The sequence below is a fragment of the Pseudomonas sp. 22085 genome, from assembly GCF_052045815.1.
Lineage (GTDB): Bacteria > Pseudomonadota > Gammaproteobacteria > Pseudomonadales > Pseudomonadaceae > Aquipseudomonas > Aquipseudomonas glycinae.
This window is the reverse complement of sequence record NZ_JBQEQA010000011.1, coordinates 63338-87962: the sequence shown is the minus strand read 5'-3', so window position 1 is coordinate 87962 and position 24625 is coordinate 63338. Positions and strand designations below refer to the sequence as shown.

20 protein-coding genes are annotated in these 24625 nt (G+C 59.5%); 14 read left to right on the top strand and 6 right to left on the bottom strand.

Going from position 1 to position 24625, the window contains the following annotated elements:
* Positions 1-137: 137 nt before the first annotated feature.
* On the bottom strand, positions 138-1913 hold the full coding sequence (gene gcl / locus ACTJK7_RS15360; protein WP_064378647.1) for a glyoxylate carboligase: 1776 nt from the start codon (positions 1911-1913) through the stop codon (positions 138-140).
* Positions 1914-2194: 281 nt separating this feature from the next.
* Here gcl and ACTJK7_RS15355 point away from each other — a divergent pair, with 281 nt between their 5' ends.
* Positions 2195-2635 (top strand): GlcG/HbpS family heme-binding protein, encoded by a 441-nt coding sequence (locus ACTJK7_RS15355; protein ID WP_007959289.1) that lies wholly within the window; start codon positions 2195-2197, stop codon positions 2633-2635.
* Between the two features lie 210 nt (positions 2636-2845).
* Complete coding sequence (locus tag ACTJK7_RS15350) at positions 2846-3304, top strand: REP-associated tyrosine transposase (RefSeq protein WP_108563656.1); 459 nt, start codon at positions 2846-2848, stop codon at positions 3302-3304.
* Positions 3305-3450: 146 nt separating this feature from the next.
* Here ACTJK7_RS15350 and ACTJK7_RS15345 read toward each other — a convergent pair whose 3' ends face one another.
* Positions 3451-4056: a TetR/AcrR family transcriptional regulator gene (locus ACTJK7_RS15345; protein ID WP_085655462.1), complete on the bottom strand. Its 606-nt coding sequence runs from the start codon at positions 4054-4056 to the stop codon at positions 3451-3453.
* A 134-nt stretch (positions 4057-4190) separates the two neighbouring features.
* Here ACTJK7_RS15345 and ACTJK7_RS15340 point away from each other — a divergent pair, with 134 nt between their 5' ends.
* Positions 4191-5105 carry a DUF808 domain-containing protein gene (locus tag ACTJK7_RS15340; protein ID WP_440780657.1) on the top strand — a complete coding sequence of 305 codons (915 nt, stop codon included), beginning with the start codon at positions 4191-4193 and terminating at the stop codon, positions 5103-5105.
* Between the two features lie 64 nt (positions 5106-5169).
* Here ACTJK7_RS15340 and ACTJK7_RS15335 read toward each other — a convergent pair whose 3' ends face one another.
* Together ACTJK7_RS15335 and ACTJK7_RS15330 are read right to left on the bottom strand one after the other, a co-directional pair.
* The gene (locus ACTJK7_RS15335; protein ID WP_440780658.1) at positions 5170-5958 is read right to left on the bottom strand and encodes an MlaA family lipoprotein; all 789 of its coding nucleotides are present in this window, start codon (positions 5956-5958) and stop codon (positions 5170-5172) included.
* Positions 5951-7249 (bottom strand): serine/threonine protein kinase, encoded by a 1299-nt coding sequence (locus ACTJK7_RS15330; protein ID WP_085611502.1) that lies wholly within the window; start codon positions 7247-7249, stop codon positions 5951-5953. The genes ACTJK7_RS15335 and ACTJK7_RS15330 overlap by 8 nt, the downstream gene beginning before the upstream one ends.
* Before the next feature lie 223 nt (positions 7250-7472).
* Here ACTJK7_RS15330 and ACTJK7_RS15325 point away from each other — a divergent pair, with 223 nt between their 5' ends.
* On the top strand, positions 7473-7841 hold the full coding sequence (locus tag ACTJK7_RS15325) for a hypothetical protein (protein ID WP_323151788.1): 369 nt from the start codon (positions 7473-7475) through the stop codon (positions 7839-7841).
* A 121-nt stretch (positions 7842-7962) separates the two neighbouring features.
* Here ACTJK7_RS15325 and ACTJK7_RS15320 read toward each other — a convergent pair whose 3' ends face one another.
* Positions 7963-9558, bottom strand: coding sequence for a glycoside hydrolase family 17 protein (locus tag ACTJK7_RS15320; RefSeq protein ID WP_440780659.1), 1596 nt, complete (start codon positions 9556-9558; stop codon positions 7963-7965).
* 287 nt (positions 9559-9845) lie between these two features.
* On the opposite strand from ACTJK7_RS15320, the gene ACTJK7_RS15315 reads away from it, so the two are divergent.
* The 3 genes from ACTJK7_RS15315 (at position 9846) to ACTJK7_RS15305 (ending at position 12894) form a co-directional block, all read left to right on the top strand.
* The gene (locus tag ACTJK7_RS15315) at positions 9846-10697 is read left to right on the top strand and encodes a glycine betaine ABC transporter substrate-binding protein (protein ID WP_064378654.1); all 852 of its coding nucleotides are present in this window, start codon (positions 9846-9848) and stop codon (positions 10695-10697) included.
* A 230-nt stretch (positions 10698-10927) separates the two neighbouring features.
* Complete coding sequence (locus ACTJK7_RS15310; protein WP_011333111.1) at positions 10928-11239, top strand: DUF485 domain-containing protein; 312 nt, start codon at positions 10928-10930, stop codon at positions 11237-11239.
* On the top strand, positions 11236-12894 hold the full coding sequence (locus ACTJK7_RS15305; RefSeq protein WP_011333112.1) for a cation acetate symporter: 1659 nt from the start codon (positions 11236-11238) through the stop codon (positions 12892-12894). The genes ACTJK7_RS15310 and ACTJK7_RS15305 overlap by 4 nt, the downstream gene beginning before the upstream one ends.
* An 861-nt stretch (positions 12895-13755) precedes the next feature.
* On the opposite strand, the gene gltA is transcribed toward ACTJK7_RS15305, so the two are convergent.
* The gene (gene gltA, locus ACTJK7_RS15300) at positions 13756-15045 is read right to left on the bottom strand and encodes a citrate synthase (protein ID WP_007959044.1); all 1290 of its coding nucleotides are present in this window, start codon (positions 15043-15045) and stop codon (positions 13756-13758) included.
* A 364-nt stretch (positions 15046-15409) separates the two neighbouring features.
* On the opposite strand from gltA, the gene sdhC reads away from it, so the two are divergent.
* From sdhC to lpdA, 7 genes are all read left to right on the top strand, one after another.
* A complete protein-coding gene (gene sdhC / locus ACTJK7_RS15295) occupies positions 15410-15784 on the top strand; it encodes a succinate dehydrogenase, cytochrome b556 subunit (RefSeq protein WP_011333113.1) in 375 nt (124 codons plus the stop codon).
* On the top strand, positions 15778-16146 hold the full coding sequence (gene sdhD / locus ACTJK7_RS15290; protein WP_007977503.1) for a succinate dehydrogenase, hydrophobic membrane anchor protein: 369 nt from the start codon (positions 15778-15780) through the stop codon (positions 16144-16146). The genes sdhC and sdhD overlap by 7 nt, the downstream gene beginning before the upstream one ends.
* Positions 16147-16149: 3 nt before the next feature.
* Complete coding sequence (gene sdhA / locus ACTJK7_RS15285) at positions 16150-17922, top strand: succinate dehydrogenase flavoprotein subunit (protein ID WP_085655464.1); 1773 nt, start codon at positions 16150-16152, stop codon at positions 17920-17922.
* Positions 17923-17933: 11 nt separating this feature from the next.
* Entirely contained in the window at positions 17934-18638 is a 705-nt protein-coding gene (locus ACTJK7_RS15280; protein WP_007959035.1) for a succinate dehydrogenase iron-sulfur subunit, read from the top strand.
* Positions 18639-18891: 253 nt separating this feature from the next.
* Positions 18892-21723, top strand: coding sequence for a 2-oxoglutarate dehydrogenase E1 component (locus ACTJK7_RS15275; protein WP_011333115.1), 2832 nt, complete (start codon positions 18892-18894; stop codon positions 21721-21723).
* 42 nt (positions 21724-21765) lie between these two features.
* Positions 21766-22989 (top strand): 2-oxoglutarate dehydrogenase complex dihydrolipoyllysine-residue succinyltransferase, encoded by a 1224-nt coding sequence (gene odhB / locus ACTJK7_RS15270; RefSeq protein WP_011333116.1) that lies wholly within the window; start codon positions 21766-21768, stop codon positions 22987-22989.
* A 97-nt stretch (positions 22990-23086) separates the two neighbouring features.
* Positions 23087-24523 carry a dihydrolipoyl dehydrogenase gene (gene lpdA, locus ACTJK7_RS15265; protein WP_011333117.1) on the top strand — a complete coding sequence of 479 codons (1437 nt, stop codon included), beginning with the start codon at positions 23087-23089 and terminating at the stop codon, positions 24521-24523.
* The last annotated feature ends 102 nt before the right edge of the window (positions 24524-24625 follow it).

The window sequence follows — 24625 nt, the reverse complement described above, 5'->3', positions numbered from 1 at the left end:
AGATTCTCGTTCCCACGCTCTGCGTGGGAATGCCTCTTTGGACGCTCTGCGTCCGCTTTGGGACGCAGAGCGTCCCCGGCTGCGTTCCCACGCAGACGGTTCGACGCCTCGACGTGGGAACGATCAAGCAAAAGCAATCAGTCGAGCAACGAAATCGCGGTAGGCGCATCGTTGCCGACCAGCGCCAGGTCTTCGAATTCGTTGACGGCGTTGATCTCGGTCCCCATGGAGATGTTGGTCACACGCTCCAGAATGATCTCGACGATCACCGGCACCTTGAACTCTTCGATCAGCTCTTCGGCCTTGCGCAGGGCAGGGGCGATGTCAGCCGGTTCGAACACACGCAGTGCCTTGCAGCCCAGGCCTTCGGCGACTGCGACGTGGTCGACACCATAACCGTTGAGTTCCGGCGCGTTCAGGTTATCGAAGGACAGCTGCACGCAGTAGTCCATATCGAACCCGCGCTGGGCCTGACGGATCAGCCCCAGGTACGAGTTGTTCACCACGACGTGGATGTACGGCAGTTTGAACTGAGCGCCGACCGCCAGTTCTTCGATCATGAACTGGAAGTCATAGTCCCCCGACAGGGCCACGACTTTACGGTTCGGATCGGCCTTCACCACGCCCAGCGCTGCCGGAATGGTCCAGCCCAACGGGCCGGCCTGGCCGCAGTTGATCCAGTGACGCGGTTTGTAGACGTGCAGGAACTGCGCGCCGGCAATCTGCGACAGACCGATGGTGCTGACGTAGCAGGTGTCCTTGCCGAACACCTGGTTCATTTCTTCGTAAACGCGCTGCGGCTTGACCGGCACATTGTCGAAGTGTGTCTTGCGTTGCAGGCTGGCTTTGCGCTGCTGGCAATCCTGCAGCCAGGCACTGCGGTTTTTCAGCTTGCCGGCGGCTTGCCATTCACGGGCGACTTCGATGAACACGGTCAGCGCGGCAGCGGCGTCGGAAACAATGCCCAGGTCCGGGGTGAACACGCGGCCGATCTGGGTCGGTTCGATGTCGACGTGAATGAACTTGCGGCCTTCGGTGTAAACGTCGACCGAGCCGGTGTGACGGTTGGCCCAGCGGTTGCCGACGCCCAGTACCACGTCGGATTTCAGCATCGTGGCGTTGCCGTAACGGTGCGAAGTCTGCAGACCGACCATGCCCACCATCAGCGGGTGATCGTCCGGGATAGTGCCCCAGCCCATCAGGGTCGGAATAACTGGAATGCCGGTCAGTTCGGCGAACTCGACCAGCAGCTCGCTGGCGTCGGCGTTGATGATGCCGCCGCCGGCCACCAGCAATGGACGCTCGGCCTGGTCCAGCATCGCCAGGGCTTTTTCGACTTGCACGCGGGTCGCGCTCGGCTTGGCCAGCGGCAGTGGCTGGTAGGCGTCGATGTCGAATTCGATTTCAGCCATCTGCACGTCGAACGGCAGGTCGATCAGCACCGGGCCCGGGCGGCCGGAGCGCATTTCGTAGAAGGCTTTCTGGAAGGCGTAAGGCACCTGGCCCGGCTCCAGAACGGTGGTGGCCCACTTGGTCACCGGCTTGACGATGCTGGTGATGTCGACGGCCTGGAAGTCTTCCTTGTGCATACGGGCGCGGGGTGCTTGCCCGGTGATGCAGAGGATCGGGATCGAGTCCGCGGAGGCGCTGTACAGACCGGTGACCATGTCGGTACCGGCCGGGCCGGAAGTACCGATGCACACGCCGATGTTGCCGGCTTTGGTGCGGGTGTAGCCCTCGGCCATGTGCGAGGCGCCTTCAACGTGGCGAGCGAGGACGTGATCGATGCCACCGACTTTCTGCAGGGCGGAGTACAGCGGGTTGATTGCAGCGCCCGGAATGCCAAAAGCGGTATCAACCCCTTCACGGCGCATCACCAGAACGGCGGCTTCGATTGCTCTCATTTTGCTCATGGTTTTGTGCCTCTTTACGTTTTGTAATTGTATACAAGTGGCTTTGCGCAGAGTGTATTCACGGCGGACGGCGCAGGTCAATCCATTTTCTCAAGCGCCTGTTTCATTCGTCGGAAGCCCGTTCTGCTGTGGCTTTTCGTCGCATGAGGCGCTTTTCGAGAATTATTGTATACAAAAAAATAATTCATTGTGTTCTATTTGTTGCATCGGGCTGCGACGCAAGCGCGCAGCAAAAAAACGCAGCCCAACGACTTTCCCAATAACAAAATGAGGACGGCACCATGAGCGCTTTAACCTTGAAAGTCGCAGTCAAGCTGGTCAACGAAGCCATCAGCGCAGGGCGGGCGATCTCCGCCGCGCCGCTGACCATTGCAGTACTGGATACCGGCGGCCACCTGGTCACCTTGCAACGCGAAGACGGCGCCAGCCTGCTGCGCCCGAACATCGCCATCGGCAAAGCCTGGGGCGCCATCGCTCTTGGCAAGGGCTCACGCCTGCTGGCGCTGGATGCGCAACAACGCCCGGCGTTCATCGCGGCGCTCAACAGCATGGGGCAGGGCAGCGTCGTGCCGGCACCGGGCGGTGTGTTGATTCGTGATCAGGCGGGGAACGTGCTGGGTGCGATCGGCATCAGCGGCGATCTCTCGGACATTGATGAACAGGTGGCAATCAAGGCCGTAGAGGCCCTGGACCTGCGCGCCGATGCGGGGGTGGCTGCGTGATGTGCGGCGATTGATCGAAAGTCATCGCTGGCAAGCCAGCTCCCACACATTGTGCGTTGCATTCAAACTCTGCGAACGGCACCAAACCCTGTGGGAGCTGGCTTGCCAGCGATGGCGGTCTTACTGACACATCCAGATAACAGACTGACCCAGTCAAAGGAATCATTGAGGTCTAGCCTTCTGATGAACTCATCAGAAAGGGGCAACGGATTGCTTGATCTTCCTGCTTCGCATCGGCTGCGAACCGGTCGCTATGCCGAGCCGAATCAAATCTATTTACTGACTTCAAACACTCTTGATCGAGAACCGATCTTTGCCGATTTCGCGTTGGGCAGACTGGTTGTTCATCAACTTCGTCGCGCACAGGACCACGGAATGGCGAAATCGTTGGCGTGGGTTGTGATGCCCGATCATTTTCACTGGCTGGTCGAGCTGGAAAATTGCTCTCTCCGCAAACTGATGCGCGAGACCAAATCCCTGATTGCGCGAGAGGTGAATCTGCACAGTGGCAGACATGGGCCGTTATGGCAGCAGGGTTACCATGACCGGGCGTTGAGGCGGGAAGATGACTTGGTGAAAATGGCACGGTATGTAGTGGCCAACCCTTTGCGCGCTGGGCTGGTGGGTAAAATCGGCGACTATCCGCTGTGGGATGCAGTTTGGCTTTAGCAACTTTGAACCGAGTTGCCTTCATCGCTGGCAAGCCAGCTCCCACAGGGATTTGTGTTGTTTGCTAAATCTGAATTCAGCACAGAAACCTGTGGGGGCTGCGGTGCGACGATTCGACTTGCTCGAGATAGTCGCACCGCGAATTTTCAGTCCGGCTCGCAGCCCTTGAGCACCAACCGGATAATGGTTTGTGCTGCCGCTTCATAATCGGCTTCGTCGAGTTTGTGCTTGCCGGTGACGGCGGAGATCTGCCAGTCGAAGTCGGCGTAGGTCTGGGTTGCGGCCCAGATGCTGAACATCAGGTGGTTGGGGTCGATCGGGGCGATCTGGCCGCGGTCGATCCAGGTCTGGATGCAGTCGATGTTGTGCTTGGCCTGGCCGTTGAGCTGTTCGACCAGGTCGGCGCTCAGGTGCGGGGCGCCGTGCATGATTTCGCTGGCGAACACCTTGGAGGCGAAGGGCAGGTCGCGGGAGATGCGGATCTTCGAGCGGATGTAGCCGCTCAGCACTTCGCTCGGTACGCCGTCCGGGTTGAACGGGGTCGAGGCCTGCAGAATCGGCACGATGATACTTTCCAGCACCTCGCGGTAGAGGTTTTCCTTGGACTTGAAGTAGTAATAGACGTTGGGCTTGGGCAGTCCTGCCTTGGCGGCGATGTCGCTGGTTTTGGTCGCAGCGAAGCCCTTGTCGGCAAACTCTTCACTGGCTGCACGCAGGATCAGTTCTTTGTTGCGCTCGCGGATTGTGCTCATAAACCCGGTGGTTCCTTGCCTGTTCTGGCGGTTGCGCATGGTAGCACCGGCCTCGCGCGGCGCTCAACAATGCCCCGTGTGGCCCGCAGTCGCGGTATGCTGCGCGGCATTATTCACATAAGGAAACATGATTCATGGCAGGAAGCAGTTTGCTGGTGCTGATCGACGACATCGCCACCGTTCTGGACGACGTTGCGTTGATGACCAAAATGGCTGCCAAGAAGACCGCCGGCGTGCTCGGCGACGACTTGGCGCTCAATGCCCAGCAGGTCTCCGGCGTACGCGCGGAGCGGGAAATTCCCGTCGTTTGGGCGGTGGCGAAGGGCTCGTTCGTCAACAAACTGATCCTGGTGCCGTCGGCGCTGGCGATCAGTGCGTTCGTGCCGTGGCTGGTGACGCCACTGTTGATGGTCGGTGGCGCTTACCTGTGTTTCGAAGGTTTCGAAAAACTCGCGCACAAGTTCCTGCACAGCAAGGCCGAGGACGAGGCCGAGCACGCCCAGTTGGTTGAGGCCGTGGCTGATCCGGCAACCGATCTGGTGGCGTACGAGAAGGACAAGATCAAAGGCGCGATCCGCACCGACTTTATCCTCTCGGCGGAAATCATCGCCATCACCCTCGGTACCGTGGCCGATGCTTCGCTGACCCAGCAAGTGATCGTGATGTCGGGCATCGCCATCGTCATGACCGTCGGCGTTTACGGCCTGGTGGCCGGTATCGTCAAACTCGATGACCTCGGTCTGTGGCTGACTCAGAAGCCCGGCGCTGCGGCAAAACGCATTGGCAGCGGCATTCTGCGTGCGGCGCCGTACATGATGAAAGGCCTGTCGGTGATCGGCACTGCTGCGATGTTCCTGGTCGGTGGCGGCATCCTGACCCACGGCGTGCCGGTGGTGCATCACTGGATCGAAAGCCTCGGCGCAGCGGCCGGTGGTGCCGGGTTTGTGGTGCCGATGCTGTTGAACGGCGTGGCGGGGATCATCGCGGGTGCGGTGGTGCTGGCGGGCGTGTCCGTGATCGGTAAAGTCTGGAAAGCCCTGAAAGGCTAAATCCTGAGGCAAATAAAAAGGCCATTCGACTTGCATCGAATGGCCTTTTTTGTGGCTGTTGTTTTTACTCGGCGATCTGCAACTTGCGCGACTCGGTGTAGACGTAGCGCACCTTCTCGTACTCGAACGGTGAGTTCAACTGACCGTAGCGGAAGCTGGTCTGGTAACGCTTGTCGACGCCACGCAGTACCCACACTTCCGGGTGGTTGGAGCTGACTTCCGAGACGTTGAGGAAGTTGATCGCAGACTCGGCGGTGTAGTCCACGGCCAGGCCTGCGGTATCGCGCAGGTTCGACGGGCCGAGGATCGGCAGCACGAAGTAAGCACCGCCCGGTACGCCGTAGAAGCCCAGGGTCTGGCCGAAGTCTTCGTTCTGGCGCGGCAGGCCCATGGCGGTGGCCGGATCCCAAAGCCCGGCGATGCCGATGGTGGTGTTGAGCAGCAGGCGCGCGGTGGTTTCCATCGAGCGCTTGCCCTTGAACTGCAACAGGCTGTTGACCAGGTTCGGTACGTCGCCAATGTTGTTGAAGAAGTTGCTCACGCCGGTGCGCACGAAGCTCGGGGTGACGTAGCGATAGCCATTGACCACCGGCAGGAACACCCATTGGTCGAAGCGGTAGTTGAAGTGGTAGACGCGGCGGTTCCACTCTTCCAGCGGGTCATAGACGTTCAGCGCGCTGAGGGTCGAGCGCTCGAATTCGCGCTGATCCAGCCCCGGGTTGAACTTGAGTTTGGACAGCGGCTCCTTGAAACCGTCGCTGTCGATGACCACCGGTGCATTGGCTTTGCTGTTGTCGGCCTGGGCCATACATGCACTGAGGAGCGCTGCAATCAGCAGGAGATATTTAGCCACGGAAGAACTCCAGCATGGCGTCGCTGTTGACGCGGTAGTTAAGGTTGCCGCAATGGCCGCCCAGCGGATAAACGGTCAGGCGATCGCCGAAGGTGCGGCGCAGGAAACCGAGGTCGCCCGGGCCGAGGATCACGTCGTCAGCGTTGTGCATGACGGCGATTTTCGGGCTGTCGTGCAGGTAATCCTTCAAGGCGTACAGGCTCACCTGATCGATCAGTTGCAGCAGGCTGCCGCCGTCGGTGCGGGCGCGCCACATCGGGATCACCTGTTCGGTGAGGTAGCAGTCGAAGTCGCATTGCAGCGCACGCTTTAGGAACGGCGTGAGGCTGGTGCCTTCGGTGATCGGGAATTTCGGCGGGGTGATCAGGCCGCGACGGTTGATCAGGTCCGAGGTGAACGCGATATCCGCCGCCGAGAAGCGGAATGACGTGCCGATCAGCATCGCCATCTGCTCGTTGCTCAGGTGTTGCTTGGACTGCTGGAAGTCGTAGAGCAGCGCATCGTTGAGGTCGATGTAGCCCTTCTGTTGGAAGTAGCGGGTCAGTTTGTTCAGCACCAGTTCATAGAACGTCGTGCTGTTATTGATGCCCTTGACCTCGGTCTGTACCAGCTTGTCGAGGTTGGTGATCGAGGTGTAGAGGTTGACCGGCGGATTGAGCAGCAGGACTTTCTTGAAGTTGAAGCTGCGCCGGGTTTCATCCAGATGGGCGACGAACGCCGCGTCCAGCGCACCCAGGCTGTAGCCGCTGAGGTAATAGTCAGTGACCGGCAGTTTCGGGTTTTGCGCCCGCACGGCCTGCATCACCCGGTACATGTCTTCGGCGTCTTCCTTGGTCACGCCGGGGGTGGCGAAACGCGAGGCGGCGCTCATGAAGTCGAAGCTGGTCGGCGATGACAGCTGCACGACGTGGTAGCCGGCCTTGTAATAAAGCTTCTTCAGGTACTCGTTGAGCGTGCTGTCATAACGCGCGCCGGTGCCGGCGATCAGGAAGATCAGCGGTGCGGCCTTGTCCTGGGTGGCGATGCGGTAGGTCAGTTTTTTCACCGGCCAGAAATTGTCCGGCAGGATGAATTCGCGCTCGGGGCGCAGGGTGACGCTGCGATCGGCCTGATCGATGTCGTCGTCCAGTGGCAGTTCCGGGCGCAAGTCCGGCGGCGTGGTGGCGATGGTCGCCTCGAACGGATTGGTCAGGGGATAGCCATAGCTGGCGGCGTCGATATCCACCGCCAGTGCGGACGCACTCAGAATAAGGCCGCCAAACAGGGCGGCGAAGCGCAAGGAACGGAGCATGACTGGATCCCTTAGAGGAAGGTGCCGAATGAAGTTCGCAGGCTATGACCACCGGGTATGCGCCAAAGTGCCATGCCTCGGCACCAAACTGACGGAATTCGGAGTAATAGTAGCCGGACGATACACTTTGCAAGGAAGGAATGACCAGTTAAGAGTTGTTAGTCCTTGCGTATGCGCCGCGGCAGATTAAGCTGGCCGCCGATTTCATCGATTGGAGTGTTCCATGTCCCGCCGCTTGCCCGTGATTCTGCTGCTCGTTCTGTTGCCGCTGTGGCTGGCTGCCAGTTATGGCGCGCGTTATGGCTTCATGGAGGACGCGCAGTGGGTGGGCATCTGCGTGGATGAGGCGAGCCGCTGGGAATGCTCGGTGCGCTCGAATCTGGGCCTGATGATTCATTTTCAGCTGCCTGGCTGGGCGGCGGTCGCGGCTGCGGTGATCGGTTTTGTCGTGCCGGGCCGAGCCGGGTGGTGGCTGGCGTTGCTGGCGCTGGTGTTCGGGTTGCCGGCGCTGGCGCTGTACAACACGACGCTGGCGGTGTTTGCGGTGGTGATTGCCGGTTTGCGACTGGTTAGAGCGTCTCGCGGCGTCTGACAGTCAGCCATCGCTGGCAAGCCAGCTCCCACATTTGATCCATGTAGACACAGAACCTGTGGCAGACAGGAATCCTGTGGGAGCTGGCTTGCCAGCGAAGAGGCCGGTTCAGCCCTGAAGATCAGTGGTTGCGAACCCGCAGGCAGCGCCATAGTGCAGCCACCATCAACACGCTGACCAGCGCCCAGCCCCAGGCCTGCTGATTCTGCAGTCCTTCGCGGTACAGCTGCGGCGCAATGCCGGCGCCGATGATGAAGATAAGCAGGGCGATCTCCCGACGGGCCACGGGCACTGGACGGCACAGGTAAACCAGCGCCGGCAGGATGAACGCCACGCTCGGAAAGCTGCGATAGCGCGGATCGAACACCAGCTCGAGCATCATCACCGCAGCGGCGAAACCGGCTGCCACCACCAGCCAGCCGGCCCGTCGCTCGAAAGCGTTGAACGCCCGTTCACGCCAGCCATTACGGGCGCTCAAGGTCAGCGCAGCATGGGCCAGCACCAACAGATTCAGAGCCGTCAGCAAGCCGACCCAGAGCCATTCGCTGGCAAATCGCGTGGTCACCCGCGCCAGATCACCCCAGGCACCGATCGAGCAGGCGGCGAGGGCGCCGAGCAGCGGCAGGATCAGCGCCGAACGCGTCGTACTAACCCGACCGCCCAGCAGCAATGTTCCGAGGAAAATCAGCCCGCCGACCGCCAGCCACTGCGACCAGTACGGCACGTTCGACACCGGGCCGGCCAGCACGCCCTTGTCCTGGCGATCAGCATCGAACAGCCCCCAGTAACCGCCGACCGCGCCTTCGCTGCCGCGCTTCCATGGCTGGTCGAACGCTTCGATCAGGTTGTAACGCCAGCCTTCCTGTTCGGCGAGGGTGACAAAACCACGAATGAACTTGGCCTCGTTGACCCGGCTCGGCAGGGCGGTTTCGCGCTGGCGACCTTCGCTCGGCCAGCCGGTTTCGCCAATCATCACGTCCTTGGGGGCGAACTTGTTGCCGAACACCTGGCGCACTTCCGCTACATGATGCAGCGCGGCGTCGATGTTCGACGGATCGTCTTCCCAGTACGGCAGCAAATGAATGGTCAGGAAATCAACCGCCGGCGCGACTTCCGGGTGCTTGAGCCAGAACTCCCAGACATCGGCGTAGGTCACCGGCTGCTTGATGTGGCTCTTGACCTTGTTGATCAGCTTCACCAGCTGGGTCGCGGTAACTTCTTTGCGCAGCAAGGCTTCGTTGCCGACGATCACGGCGCTGACCACATCCGGGTTGGCGTTGGCCGAGGCAATCAGCAGATCGACTTCCTTCTCGGTGTCCACCGGATTGCTGTTGACCCACGCGCCGATCATCAACTTCAAACCGTGCTTGCGCGCCAGATCCGGCAGCGCTTCGAGGCCGCTCATTGAGTAGGTGCGGATACATTCGAAGCGGGTGGCGAGCAGGGCGAGGTCGGCGTCCATGCGCTCCGGGCGCAGTTTGAACGGCACGTTGAACGGCGACTGGTCTTTGTCGAACGGGGTATAGGAGGCGCATTGCAGCTTGTGGGTCGGGGTGGCGACGTCCGGCAGGATCACCGGTTTGCCGAGGCCGTACCAGAAACCGCACAGGGCAAACAGCCCGAGCAGGCAGGCGAACACATAAGGAAGAAAGGGGAAGCGGGAAGTCGCGGACATGGTCAGGCCGAGTGGCTGCAAAGCGACGCATGTTACCTGCATTTATAAGCAGGTTGGTGGCCCGCACGATTTTGACATGCAAAGTTCGGGCGGATTGTCTGGCGCCAAATAACCGAACGCAGTTAATGGCTTTCTGATGTCGTTTCTCGTTGCTTCGAGGTCGCTGGCAGAGCAGGTCTTATCGGGCGTCAGGTTGATGATCAAAAGCGTCAGTACTCCGCTGATGTTCGAACGAATTCGCGAACGGGCGTGATGGGGGCGCCGAGCACCATAACAACACGTTGACGATGCCCGGCATCCGTCGGGCGCAGCATTTCGGGGAAGTAACGATGAAGATGCGACGACTTTTAGGCGCAGGTGCCGCTCTGGTACTTGCGATGAGCTCCACTTTCGCCAGCGCTGAAAAACAGACCCTGAACATCGGTTACGTTGACGGCTGGTCCGACAGCGTCGCGACCACTCACGTGGCAGCCGAAGTGATCAAGCAGAAACTCGGCTACGACGTGAAACTGCAGGCCGTCGCCACCGGCATCATGTGGCAGGGTGTTGCCACCGGCAAACTCGACGCCATGCTCTCGGCCTGGCTGCCAGTGACCCACGGCGAATACTGGACCAAGAACAAGGATCAGGTCGTCGATTACGGCCCGAACTTCAAGGACGCGAAAATCGGTCTGATCGTGCCGGAGTACGTCAAGGCCAAGTCGATCGAGGACCTGAAAACCGACGACTCCTTCAAGAATCGCATCGTCGGCATCGATGCCGGTTCAGGCGTGATGCTCAAGACCGATCAGGCGATCAAGGATTACGGCCTCGACAAATACACCCTCAAGGCCAGTTCCGGCGCCGGCATGATTGCCGAGCTGACTCGCGCCGAGAAGAAAAACGAATCCATCGCCGTCACCGGCTGGGTGCCGCACTGGATGTTCGCCAAGTGGAAACTGCGCTTCCTCGACGACCCGAAAGGCGTGTATGGCGCGGCTGAAACCGTGAACAGCATCGGCAGCAAGGAACTGGCGACCAAGGCGCCGGAAGTGGCCAAGTTCCTGAAGAACTTCCAGTGGGCTTCGAAGGACGAAATCGGCGAAGTCATGCTGGCGATTCAGGACGGTGCAAAACCTGACGCAGCGGCCAAGGATTGGGTTGCCAAGCACCCTGAGCGTGTTGCCGACTGGACCAAGTGATTTAAGCCGAAGCGTCTAATCTGCGCTTCCCAGGGCCGCCCGACATGACCGTCGGGCGGCCTTTTTTGTTTGTCCTCTATTAATAGGCAGCGTTGGCCGTTTTCGATCCGTCTGGAAATTGGCGAAAACGTCATGGCGTTCTACTACTAAGGTCGTCTGGAACCCGGCTCGCAGCCGCATACAGTGGATATGTTCCAAAAATAAAAATCTGTGCTGCGAGGATAAAAACAATGAACGACAGCATTTACCTCTCGATTCAGAACAGCCCGCGCTTCAAGGAGCTGGTGAAGAAAAGAGAAAGGTTCGCCTGGATACTCTCGGCGATCATGCTCGGGCTTTATTCCGGCTTCATCCTTCTGATCGCGTACGGGCCGCAAGTGCTCGGGACGAAAATCAGCCCCGAATCATCCATCACCTGGGGTATCCCGATCGGTGTAGGACTGATTGTCTCGGCCTTCATCCTGACCGGCATTTACGTGCGCCGCGCCAATGGCGAGTTCGACGACCTGAACAACGCGATTCTCAAGGAGGCTCAGCAATGATCCGGCGTCTACTGGCTCTTTTGAGCATCGCAGCGTTCGCTCCGGCCGTCTGGGCCGCTGACGCCCTGACCGGCGAAGTCCACAAACAACCACTCAACGTTTCCGCGATCGTCATGTTTGTGGTGTTTGTCGGTGCGACCCTGTGCATTACCTACTGGGCGTCCAAGCGCAACAAATCGGCGGCCGACTACTATGCGGCGGGCGGCAAGATCACCGGTTTCCAGAACGGTCTGGCAATTGCCGGTGACTACATGTCGGCGGCGTCCTTCCTGGGTATTTCCGCGCTGGTGTTCACCTCCGGCTACGACGGCCTGATCTACTCGATCGGCTTCCTGGTGGGCTGGCCGATCATTCTGTTCCTGATCGCCGAGCGTCTGCGTAACCTGGGCAAATACACCTTTGCCGACGTGGCGTCCTACCGCCTCGGGCAAACCCAGATCCGCACGCTGTCTGCCTGCGGTTCGCTGGTGGTGGTAGCGTTCTACCTGATCGCGCAAATGGTCGGTGCCGGCAAGCTGATCCAGCTGCTGTTCGGTCTCGACTACCACGTCGCGGTGATTCTGGTCGGTATCCTGATGTGCCTGTACGTGCTGTTCGGCGGCATGCTGGCGACCACCTGGGTACAGATCATCAAGGCGGTGCTGTTGCTGTCCGGTGCCTCGTTCATGGCGCTGATGGTGATGAAGCACGTCAATTTCGACTTCAACACCCTGTTCTCCGAAGCGATAAAGGTTCACGCCAAGGGCGAAGCGATCATGAGCCCGGGCGGTCTGGTGAAAGATCCGATCTCGGCGTTCTCCCTGGGTCTGGCGCTGATGTTCGGGACCGCCGGCCTGCCGCACATCCTGATGCGCTTCTTCACTGTCAGCGACGCGAAAGAAGCCCGTAAGAGCGTGCTGTACGCGACCGGTTTCATTGGCTACTTCTACATCCTGACCTTCATCATCGGCTTCGGCGCGATCCTGCTGGTCAGCACCAATCCGGCCTTCAAGGATGCGGCGGGCGCTCTGCTCGGCGGCAACAACATGGCGGCGGTGCACCTGGCCAACGCCGTGGGCGGCAGCGTGTTCCTCGGCTTCATCTCGGCGGTAGCGTTCGCGACCATTCTGGCGGTCGTGGCCGGTCTGACCCTGGCCGGTGCTTCGGCGGTGTCTCACGACCTGTATGCCAGCGTGATCAAGAAGGGCAAGGCCAACGAGAAAGATGAGATCCGCGTTTCGAAGATCACCACCATCGCGCTGGGCGTTCTGGCCATTGGCCTGGGCATCCTGTTCGAAAGCCAGAACATTGCGTTCATGGTTGGCCTGGCGTTCTCCATCGCGGCAAGCTGCAACTTCCCGGTGCTGCTGCTTTCGATGTACTGGAAGAAGCTGACCACCCGTGGCGCCATGATTGGCGGCTGGCTGGGCCTGGTGAGTGCGGTGGGTCTGATGATTCTTGGCCCGACCATCTGGGTGCAGATTCTGCATCATGAGAAGGCGATCTTCCCTTACGAGTATCCGGCGTTGTTCTCGATGATCATTGCGTTTATCGGGATCTGGTTCTTCTCGGTCACCGATAAGTCGGCCGAAGCCGAGAATGAGCGTGCGCTGTTCTTCCCGCAGTTTGTGCGTTCGCAGACTGGGTTGGGGGCTAGTGGGGCGGTTTCGCACTGAGGCTTTTTGTGTAGGTTGAGTTGAATGAAAATGCCCTGGTCGAGAGATTGGGGCATTTTTTTTGTGGGCGGTTATCGGACTTTCTTAGGGTGGTTTTGGTTTGTGTGTATATCCGTTGCTGCGGTAACGGCTGCTTGGGGTTCCGCCCTTACGGCGGGTCACTTTTTCCAAACGCCGAAAAAGTAACCAAAAAGGCTTTACCCTGACGTACGGCCCTCGCTGTGGCTCGGGTTCCTTCGCTCCGGGATTGATCCGGGGCATCGCCTACGGTTTGCTTCGCTGCACCTCCTCTCGATGCATGCGGCTGCGCCGCACGGTCGCTGCGCTCCCACCCCCGGATCAATCCCTCCACTCAGCCTGCCGACGGGCCCTGCGATCAACAGCGGTACTCGAGCTAACGCTCATTGTGGTGAGTGGGGAGGGGCGCGGCGTGTTTGGCTTTTGCTCTGGCTCTGGCTCTGGCTTTTGATTTTTTGCCCCTTCGGCAGGCCGAGCGTAGGTGTCCATCAGGGGGGAGGCGCGCAGCGCCGTGCGGCGAAGCCGCATACATCGAGAGGAGGTGCAGCGAAGCAAACCGTAGGCGATGCCCCCTGATGGACACCGTAGCGAGGGAACACTGAGCCTAGGCGAAGTGCCGTACGCCGGGGCAAAAGCCTTTTGGTTCCTTTTTGGCGTTTGAAAAAGGGACTCGCTGTAAGAGCGAAACCGCCAGCGGCAGCACCCGAAGCAACGGATATACACCCAATCAACAAAAAAAACAGTCGGCCCAAAGGCCGCTGAGATGCCCAAAACGAAAAACGGCCCCCATTCACATGGAGGCCGTTCCCGGTACAGCGCTAAGACGCTATCGCAAGACAGCTCTTATTTGCGGTCTTCCAGCTTGGTGATATCCCGCGACTCATAACCCGTGTACAGCTGACGCGGACGGCCAATCTTGTACGGGCTGGAGAGCATTTCCTTCCAGTGCGAAATCCAGCCGACAGTACGTGCCAGGGCGAAGATCACAGTGAACATGCTGGTCGGAATGCCGATCGCCTTGAGGATGATCCCCGAGTAGAAGTCGACGTTCGGGTACAGCGAGCGCTCGATGAAGTACGGATCGGTCAGGGCGATCTCTTCCAGGCGCATGGCCAGTTCGAGTTGCGGGTCGTTCTGGATGCCCAGTTCCTTCAGCACTTCGTCGCAGGTCTGCTTCATTACAGTCGCGCGAGGGTCGCGGTTCTTGTAGACGCGGTGACCGAAGCCCATCAGCTTGAACGGATCGTTCTTGTCCTTGGCCTTGGCGATGAACTTGTCGATGTTCGAAACATCGCCGATTTCATCGAGCATGGTCAGCACGGCTTCGTTCGCACCGCCGTGGGCAGGGCCCCACAGTGCGGCGATGCCGGCGGCGATACAGGCGAACGGGTTGGCGCCCGAGGAGCCCGCCAGACGCACGGTGGAGGTCGAGGCGTTCTGCTCGTGGTCGGCGTGGAGGATGAAGATCCGGTCCATGGCCTTGGCGAGTACCGGGCTGATCGGTTTGATCTCGCACGGGGTGTTGAACATCATGTGCAGGAAGTTTTCCGCGTACGACAGGTCGTTGCGCGGGTACATCATGGGTTGGCCCATGGAGTACTTGTAAACCATCGCGGCCAGGGTCGGCATCTTGGCAACCAGGCGGATCGCGGAGATTTCGCGATGCTGCGGGTTATTGATGTCGAGGGAGTCGTGGTAGAAGGCCGAGAGGGCGCCGACTACACCACACATGACGGCCATTGGGTGGGCGTCGCGGCGGAAGCCGTTGAAGAAGGTTTTCAGCTGTTCGTGAACCATGGTGTGGTTCTTCACGGTGCCGACGAACTGGGCCTTTTGCTCTGCAGTCGGCAGTTCGCCGTTCAGCAGCAGGTAGCAGGTTTCCAGGTAGTCCGACTTTTCAGCCAGCTGTTCGATCGGGTAGCCGCGGTGCAGCAGGATGCCGTTGTCGCCGTCGATATAGGTGATCTTCGATTCGCAGGAAGCGGTCGACATGAAACCGGGGTCGAAAGTGAAGCGGCCCGTGGCCGTCAGGCCCCGAACATCGATAACATCGGGACCAACGGTGCCGGTTAAAATGGGCAGCTCGACGGGGGCTGCGCCCTCGATGATCAACTGCGCTTTTTTGTCAGCCATGTGGCCTCCTATTTATGCTTGAAATCATCAGACAGACCCCCCACGCAGGGCCCGCACCACTATAGTGAGATAAATTCGAATGTCAATTTGCCTAAAGTCTTGCTCCAGAAGGCTTTAACCGTACTTTTTCCTCGAAATTGCCTGCCATTTACGCCTTTTATACGACTTGTGCAATCCGCTATTGGGGGTAGGCGATTGCGTTGTCATTAGTAGCCTAACTGTCTATACTCGGCGACCGACCGCCAAGGGCTTTTGGGCTTGCTTTCATTGGGGGTCGCATCCCTGGGTGGTGGTTACCTGACCAGTGCACTCCCCAACAACTTTGCCCTGATTGTTAGGGGCTCTTCAGTGTGAAAAAAAAGCCGTGAAAAGCCAACGACCTGTAAACCTAGACCTAAGGACCATCAAACTCCCCATCACCGGCGTTACGTCGTTTCTTCACCGTGTTTCCGGCATCATCCTCTTCCTGGGCCTTGGCATCATGCTTTATGCATTGGGCAAATCCCTGGGTTCCGAGGAAGGTTATGTCGAGGTGAAGGCATGCTTGACCAGCCCGCTGGCCAAGTTCGTAGCATGGGGCCTCCTGTCCGCTCTTCTGTATCACCTGGTTGCCGGTGTGCGCCACTTGATCATGGACATGGGCATCGGTGAGACGCTGGAAGGCGGCCGCCTGGGCTCGAAACTGATCATCGCCGTTTCCGTGGTGCTGATCGTTCTGGCAGGAGTTTGGATATGGTAACCAGCGTTACAAACCTTTCGCGTTCGGGCCTCTATGACTGGATGGCACAGCGTGTGTCTGCGGTCGTTCTCGCGGCTTATTTCATATTCCTGATCGGCTACCTCGCCGCGAACCCGGGCATTGGCTACGACCAATGGCACGGCCTGTTCGCCCACAACGGAATGCGTATCTTCAGTCTGCTGGCACTGGTTGCCCTGGGCGCTCACGCCTGGGTCGGCATGTGGACCATCGCGACCGACTACCTGACGCCAATGGCGCTGGGCAAGTCCGCGACTGCAGTACGTTTCCTTTTCCAGGCAGTATGCGGCGTCGCGATGTTCGCTTACTTCGTCTGGGGTGTGCAGATTCTCTGGGGTATCTGATTCATGGCTAACATTCCAACGATTTCTTTCGACGCCATCATTATTGGTGGCGGCGGTGCCGGCATGCGCGCAGCGCTGCAACTGGCCCAGGGCGGTCACAAGACGGCCGTGATCACCAAGGTTTTCCCGACCCGTTCGCACACTGTGTCCGCACAGGGCGGGATCACCTGCGCCATCGCTTCGGCCGACCCGAACGATGACTGGCGCTGGCACATGTACGATACCGTCAAGGGTTCCGACTACATCGGTGACCAGGACGCTATCGAATACATGTGTCAGGAAGGCCCGGCTGCCGTTTTCGAGCTGGACCACATGGGTCTGCCGTTCTCGCGTACCGAGCAAGGCCGTATCTACCAGCGTCCGTTCGGCGGTCAGTCGAAGGATTACGGTAAAGGCGGGCAGGCTGCCCGTACCTGCGCCGCTTCCGACCGTACCGGTCACGCACTGCTGCACACCCTTTATCAGGGCAACCTGAAAGCCGGTACCACGTTCCTGAACGAGTACTACGCTGTCGACCTGGTGAAAAACCAGGAAGGCGAATTCGTCGGTGTGATCGCAATCTGCATCGAAACCGGCGAAACCACCTACATCCGCGCCAAAGCCACCGTACTGGCTACCGGCGGTGCAGGTCGTATCTATGCCTCCACCACCAACGCCCTGATCAACACCGGTGACGGCGTCGGCATGGCGCTGCGTGCTGGCGTGCCGGTACAAGACATCGAAATGTGGCAGTTCCACCCGACCGGCATCGCCGGCGCCGGTGTACTGGTGACCGAAGGTTGCCGTGGTGAAGGTGGTTACCTGATCAACAAGCACGGCGAGCGTTTCATGGAGCGTTATGCTCCGAACGCCAAAGACCTTGCCGGTCGTGACGTGGTTGCCCGTTCGATGGTTAAAGAGATCATCGCCGGTAACGGTTGCGGTCCGAATGGCGACCACGTGATGCTCAAACTCGACCACCTGGGCGAGGAAGTGCTGCACAGCCGTCTGCCAGGTATCTGCGAACTGTCGAAGACCTTCGCACACGTTGACCCGGTGGTTGCTCCGGTTCCGGTTGTTCCGACTTGCCACTACATGATGGGCGGCGTTGCCACCAACATTCACGGCCAGGCGATCACCCAGGACGCCGAAGGCGTGGATCAGATCATCCCTGGTCTGTTCGCGGTAGGTGAAGTGGCTTGCGTATCGGTTCACGGTGCCAACCGTCTGGGCGGCAACTCGCTGCTCGACCTGGTGGTATTCGGCCGCGCTGCCGGCCTGCACCTGGAAAAGGCGCTGACCGACGGCATCGAATACGACGACGCTACCGAAGCCGACATCGAAGCTGCCCTGGCGCGTCTGAACGCCCTGAACAGCCGTACCGACGGCGAAGACGTCGCTACTCTGCGTCGCGAGCTGCAAAGCTGCATGCAGAACTACTTCGGCGTATTCCGTACCGGCGAATACATGCAGAAGGGTATTGCCCAGCTGGCCGATCTGCGCAAACGCATCGCCAACGTGAAGATCAACGACAAGTCGCAGGCGTTCAACACTGCACGTATCGAAGCGCTGGAACTGCAAAACCTGCTGGAAGTGGCTGAAGCTACCGCCATCGCTGCCGAAGTACGTAAAGAGTCCCGCGGCGCCCACGCCCGTGAAGACTTCGAAGACCGTGACGACGAAAACTGGCTGTGCCACACCCTGTACTTCCCGGGTGAGAAACGCGTCGCCAAGCGTGCCGTGAACTTCTCGCCGAAGACTGTTCCGACTTTCGAACCTAAAGTCCGGACTTATTAAGGGTGACCGCCATGTTGCAAGTCAGTGTTTATCGTTACAACCCTGATCAGGACGCTGCGCCGTTCATGCAGGAATTCCAGGTCGATACCGGTGGTAAAGACCTGATGGTGCTGGACGTGCTGGCCCTGATCAAAGAGCAGGACGAAGGTTTCTCCTATCGTCGCTCCTGCCGTGAAGGCGTCTGCGGCTCCGACGGCATGAACATCAACGGCAAGAACGGCCTGGCGTGCATCACGCCGCTGTCCGCTGTCGTCAAAGGTAACAAGCTGATCGTTCGTCCGCTGCCAGGTTTGCCGGTTATCCGTGACCTGGTTGTCGATATGAGCATCTTCTACAAGCAATACGAGAAGGTTAAGCCATTCCTGCAGAACGACACGCCGGCTCCGGCCATCGAGCGTCTGCAGTCCCCTGAAGAGCGTGAAAAGCTCGACGGTCTGTACGAGTGCATCCTGTGCGCCTGCTGCTCGACCTCTTGCCCGTCCTTCTGGTGGAACCCGGACAAGTTCCTGGGTCCAGCTGCCCTGCTGCAAGCGTACCGCTTCCTGGCAGACAGCCGTGACACCAAGACATCCGAGCGTCTGGCGTCCCTCGATGACCCGTTCAGCGTCTTCCGCTGCCGGGGCATCATGAACTGCGTCAACGTATGTCCGAAAGGCCTGAACCCGACTAAGGCCATCGGTCACATCCGTAACATGCTGCTTTCGAGCGGCGTGTGATTCAGCTGCTGTAACCGCTGTACCCGCAGAGGGCTTCGGCGCGGGCTTCAACCCGCGCCATGGCTATAACCAGAGCAGCAGCCATAAGCTGCGGCTCTTATTTTGAAGAAATGAGACAAGCAGGGGCATCCGGGCTGGTACCCGGACTATCAGTGTGATCCTAAGTGGCTTGTTTTGGTCGCTGCATTCGGACTTCTGCAAGCTTGCTCGGTGTCGGCACCGATGGTGTTCCCCTAACCGAGGGTGACCAAGCATGCAAGAAAGCGTGATGCAGCGCATGTGGAACAGCGCCTACCTTTCAGGTGGAAACGCTGCCTATGTGGAAGAGCTCTACGAGCTCTACCTGCACGACCCTAACGCTGTGCCAGAAGAGTGGCGCACCTACTTTCAGAAGCTGCCTGCCGACGGCAGCTCTGCCACCGATGTTTCGCACTCCACAATTCGCGATCATTTCGTGCTGCTGGCAAAGAACCAGCGCCGCGCCCAACCGGTTTCCGCCGGCAGCGTGAGCAGTGAGCACGAGAAGAAGCAAGTTGAAGTGCTGCGATTGATCCAGGCCTACCGTATGCGTGGCCACCAGGCAGCCCAGCTTGACCCGCTGGGGCTGTGGCAGCGTCCTGCACCTGCAGACCTGTCGATCAATCACTACGGCTTGACCAATGCCGATCTTGATACGACCTTCCGTGCCGGCGACCTGTTCATCGGCAAAGAGGAAGCGAGCCTACGTGAAATTCACGAAGCGTTGCAGCAGACATATTGCCGCACCATCGGCGCTGAATTTACGCACATCACCGATTCCGAGCAGCGCCAGTGGTTCCAGCAGCGTCTGGAAAGCGTGCGTGGCCGTCCGGAATATTCCGCGGACATCAAGAGCCACCTGCTCGAGCGCGTGACGGCCGGTGAAGGCCTGGAAAAATACCTGGGCACCAAATACCCGGGCACCAAACGTTTCGGTCTGGAAGGCGGCGAAAGCCTGATTCCGATGCTCGACGAACTGATCCAGCGTTCCGGTTCCTACGGCACCAAGGAAGTCGTCATTGGCATGGCCCACCGTGGCCGTCTGAACGTACTGGTCAACACCTTCGGCAAGAACCCGCGCGAGCTGTTCGACGAGTTCGAAGGCAAGAAGAAGGTCGAGCTGGGTTCCGGTGACGTTAAATACCACCAGGGCTTCTCGTCCAACGTAATGACCACCGGCGGTGAAGTTCACCTGGCCATGGCGTTCAACCCGTCCCACCTGGAAATCGTTTCCCCGGTGGTCGAGGGTTCGGTTCGCGCCCGTCAGGATCGTCGCAACGACCCTACCGGTGAGAAGGTTTTGCCGATCTCCATCCACGGTGACGCGGCATTCGCCGGTCAGGGCGTGGTAATGGAAACCTTCCAGATGTCGCAGACCCGCGGTTTCAAGACCGGCGGTACCGTGCACATCGTGATCAACAACCAGGTCGGTTTCACCATCAGCAACCCGCTAGATTCGCGTTCCACCGAGTACGCGACCGACGTTGCGAAAATGATCCAGGCGCCGATCCTCCATGTGAATGGTGATGATCCGGAAGCCGTGTTGTTCGTGACCCAGCTGGCCATCGACTACCGCATGCAGTTCAAGCGTGACGTGGTGATCGACCTGGTCTGCTACCGTCGTCGCGGCCACAACGAGGCCGACGAGCCAAGCGGCACCCAGCCTCTGATGTATCAGCAGATCACCAAGCAGCGCACCACCCGTGAGCTGTACGCTGATCGTCTGACCCAGGCCGGTGTACTGGACGCAGAGCGTGTTCAGGCGAAAGTCGACGAATACCGCAACGCGCTGGACAACGGTCTGCACGTCGTGAAATCGCTGGTCAAAGAGCCGAACAAAGAGCTGTTCGTGGACTGGCGTCCGTATCTGGGCCACGCCTGGACTGCGCGTCACGACACTCGCTTCGACCTCAAGACCCTGCAGGAACTGTCCGCCAAGCTGCTGGAAATTCCGGAAGGCTTCGTGGTTCAGCGTCAGGTCGCGAAGATCTACGAAGACCGTCAGAAGATGCAAGCCGGCGGCCTGCCGATCAACTGGGGTTACGCCGAAACCATGGCGTACGCGACCCTGGCGTTCGAAGGTCACCCGATCCGCATGACTGGCCAGGACATCGGCCGCGGTACGTTCTCGCACCGTCACGCTGTGCTGCACAACCAGAAAGATGCCGGTACCTACATTCCGCTCAAGCATCTGTATGAAGGTCAGCCACGCTTCGACCTGTACGACTCGTTCCTGTCGGAAGAAGCCGTACTGGCGTTCGAATACGGTTACTCGACCACCACGCCAAACGCGCTGGTGATCTGGGAAGCCCAGTTCGGCGACTTCGCCAACGGTGCGCAGGTCGTTATCGACCAGTTCATCACCAGCGGCGAGCACAAGTGGGGCCGTCTCTGCGGTCTGACCATGCTGCTGCCGCACGGCTACGAAGGTCAGGGCCCTGAGCACAGCTCGGCACGTCTTGAGCGTTACCTGCAGCTGTGCGCCGAGCACAACATTCAGGTGTGCATGCCGACCACTCCGGCCCAGATCTACCACTTGCTGCGCCGTCAGGTGATTCGCCCGCTGCGCAAGCCATTGGTCGTTCTGACTCCAAAGTCGCTGCTGCGCCACAAGCTGGCCATCTCGACCCTGGAAGATCTGGCTGAAGGTTCGTTCCAGACCGTTATCCCGGAAATCGATGCACTGGACCCGAAAAAGGTCGAGCGCGTTGTTCTGTGCAGCGGCAAGGTCTACTACGACCTGCTGGAAAAACGTCGTGCCGAAGGCCGCGAAGATATCGCCATCGTGCGTATCGAGCAGCTGTACCCGTTCCCTGAGGACGACTTGAAAGAAGTCCTGGCTCCTTACACCAATGCCAAAGCGGCCGTGTGGTGTCAGGAAGAGCCGATGAACCAGGGCGCCTGGTACTGCAGCCAGCACCACCTGCGTCGCAGCATCAGCAACCTCAACAAATCTCTCGTACTCGAGTACGCGGGCCGTGAGGCTTCTGCTGCCCCAGCATGTGGTTACGCATCGATGCACGCCGAGCAGCAGGAACAACTGCTGCAAGACGCGTTTACCGTTTAACGCCTTCGCGCACCTGAAACCGAATTTAAGGAACCACAGATAATGGCTATCGAGATCAAAGCCCCCACTTTCCCGGAATCGGTTGCCGATGGCACCGTTGCCACCTGGCACAAACAACCGGGCGACGCCGTCAAGCGTGACGAACTGATCGTCGACATCGAAACCGACAAAGTCGTACTGGAAGTGCTGGCTACCGCCGACGGCGTGCTGGGCGCAATCGTCAAGGGCGAGGGCGAAACCGTCCTGTCCGACGAAGTCCTGGGCTCCATCGTTGAAGGCGGCGCTGCATCCGCTGCTCCGGCTGCCGCTGCTGCTCCGGCCGCTGCCGCCGCTGCACCTGCTGCCGCTGATGGCGAAGACGACCCGATCGCTGCTCCTGCCGCGCGCAAGCTGGCTGAAGAGAACGGCATCAACATCGCTTCCGTTGCCGGCACCGGCAAAGGCGGTCGCGTGACCAAGGAAGACGTGGTTGCAGCCGTTGCTGCCAAGAAAGCCGCTCCGGCTGCCGCGCCTGCCAAGGCTGCTGCTCCGGCCGCCGCCGCTCCTGTGTTCGCCGCTGGCGACCGCATCGAGAAGCGCGTTCCGATGACCCGCGTTCGTGCCACCGTTGCCAAGCGTCTGGTTGAAGCTCAATCGAACATGGCGATGCTGACCACTTTCAACGAAGTCGACATGACCGAAGTCATGGCCCTGCGTTCGAAGTACAAGGACCTGTTCGAGAAGTCCCACAACGGCGTACGCCTGGGCTTCATGTCGTTCTTCGTGAAGGCTGCCACCGAAGCGCTGAAACGCTTCCCGGCGGTCAACGCTTCGATCGATGGCAACGACATCGTTTACCACGGTTATGCCGACATCGGCGTCGCAGTTTCCAGCGATCGTGGCCTGGTAGTTCCGGTTCTGCGTAACGCCGAGCACATGAGCCTGGCTGAGATCGAAGGCGGCATCGCCACCTTCGGCAAGAAAGCCCGTGACGGCAAACTGTCGATGGACGAAATGACCGGCGGTACTTTCACCATCACCAACGGTGGTACCTTCGGTTCGATGATGTCGACCCCGATCGTCAACCCGCCGCAGGCAGCGATTCTGGGCATGCACAACATCATCCAGCGTCCGATGGCCATCAACGGTCAGGTCGTGATCCGTCCGATGATGTACCTGGCGCTGTCCTACGATCACCGTCTGATCGATGGCAAAGAAGCTGTAACCTTCCTGGTGACCATCAAGAACCTGCTGGAAGATCCGGCTCGTCTGTTGCTGGATATCTGATAGAAGCAGCTGCAAGCTTCGAGCAACAAGCCGCAAGAAAGGGCGGCTTGGCTTGAAGCTTGTGGCTTGAAGCTTTTCGCTAAAGAGGATTTTTTGAATGTCGCAGAAATTTGACGTAGTAGTGATCGGTGCGGGCCCTGGCGGCTACGTGGCAGCCATCAAGGCCGCTCAACTCGGCCTGAGCACTGCCTGCATCGAGAAGTACACCGATGCTGAAGGCAAGCAAGCCCTGGGCGGCACCTGCCTGAACGTAGGCTGCATTCCTTCCAAGGCGCTGCTGGACAGCTCCTGGAAATACAAGGAAGCGAAAGAAAGCTTCAACGTCCACGGTATCTCGACCGGCGAAGTCAAAATGGACGTCGCTGCGATGGTTGGCCGCAAGGCTGGTATCGTCAAGAACCTGACCGGCGGTGTTGCCACCCTGTTCAAGGCCAACGGCGTTACTTCGATCCAGGGCCACGGCAAGCTGCTGGCCGGCAAGAAAGTCGAAGTCACCAAGCCGGACGGCTCGGTTGAAGTCATCGAAGCCGAAAACGTCATCCTGGCTCCAGGCTCGCGTCCGATCGACATTCCACCGGCTCCGGTCGATCAGAAAGTCATCGTTGATTCCACCGGCGCTCTGGAATTCCAATCCGTACCTAAACGTCTGGGCGTGATCGGCGCTGGCGTGATCGGTCTGGAACTGGGTTCGGTGTGGTCGCGTCTGGGTGCAGAAGTGACTGTTCTGGAAGCCCTGGACACCTTCCTGATGGCAGCGGACACCGCGGTTTCCAAGGAAGCGCTGAAAACCCTGACCAAGCAGGGTCTGGACATCAAGCTGGGCGCCCGTGTAACCGGCTCGAAAGTGAACGGCGACGAAGTCGTTGTGAACTACACCGACGCCAACGGCGAACAGACCATCACTTTCGACAAGCTGATCGTAGCCGTTGGTCGCCGTCCGGTGACCACTGATCTGCTGGCTGCCGACAGCGGCGTGACCCTGGACGAGCGCGGTTTCGTGCACGTTGACGATCACTGCGCCACCACTGTACCGGGCGTTTACGCCATCGGCGACGTGGTTCGCGGCATGATGCTGGCTCACAAGGCTTCGGAAGAGGGCATCATGGTTGTCGAGCGCATCAAGGGCCACAAGGCCCAGATGAACTATGACCTGATCCCTTCGGTTATTTATACTCACCCGGAAATCGCATGGGTCGGTAAAACCGAGCAGGCCTTGAAAGCTGAAGGCGTTGAAGTTAACGTCGGCACCTTCCCGTTCGCAGCATCCGGCCGTGCCATGGCCGCCAACGATACCGGTGGTTTCGTCAAGGTCATCGCCGATGCCAAGACTGACCGCGTATTGGGCGTGCACGTGATTGGCCCGAGCGCCGCAGAACTGGTTCAGCAGGGCGCGATCGGTATGGAATTCGGCACCAGCGCTGAAGACCTGGGCATGATGGTTTTCTCCCATCCGACCCTGTCTGAAGCCTTGCACGAAGCAGCTCTGGCAGTGAATGGCGGCGCCATCCACATTGCCAACCGCAAGAAGCGTTAAGACACACAATAAGAAACCACGGCGGTACGGCCCGTCGTGAGCCTTGCGTGCAAGACTCACCGCGGAATGTCCGCTGGACGCAGCCTTGCGTAGCTGCACCGG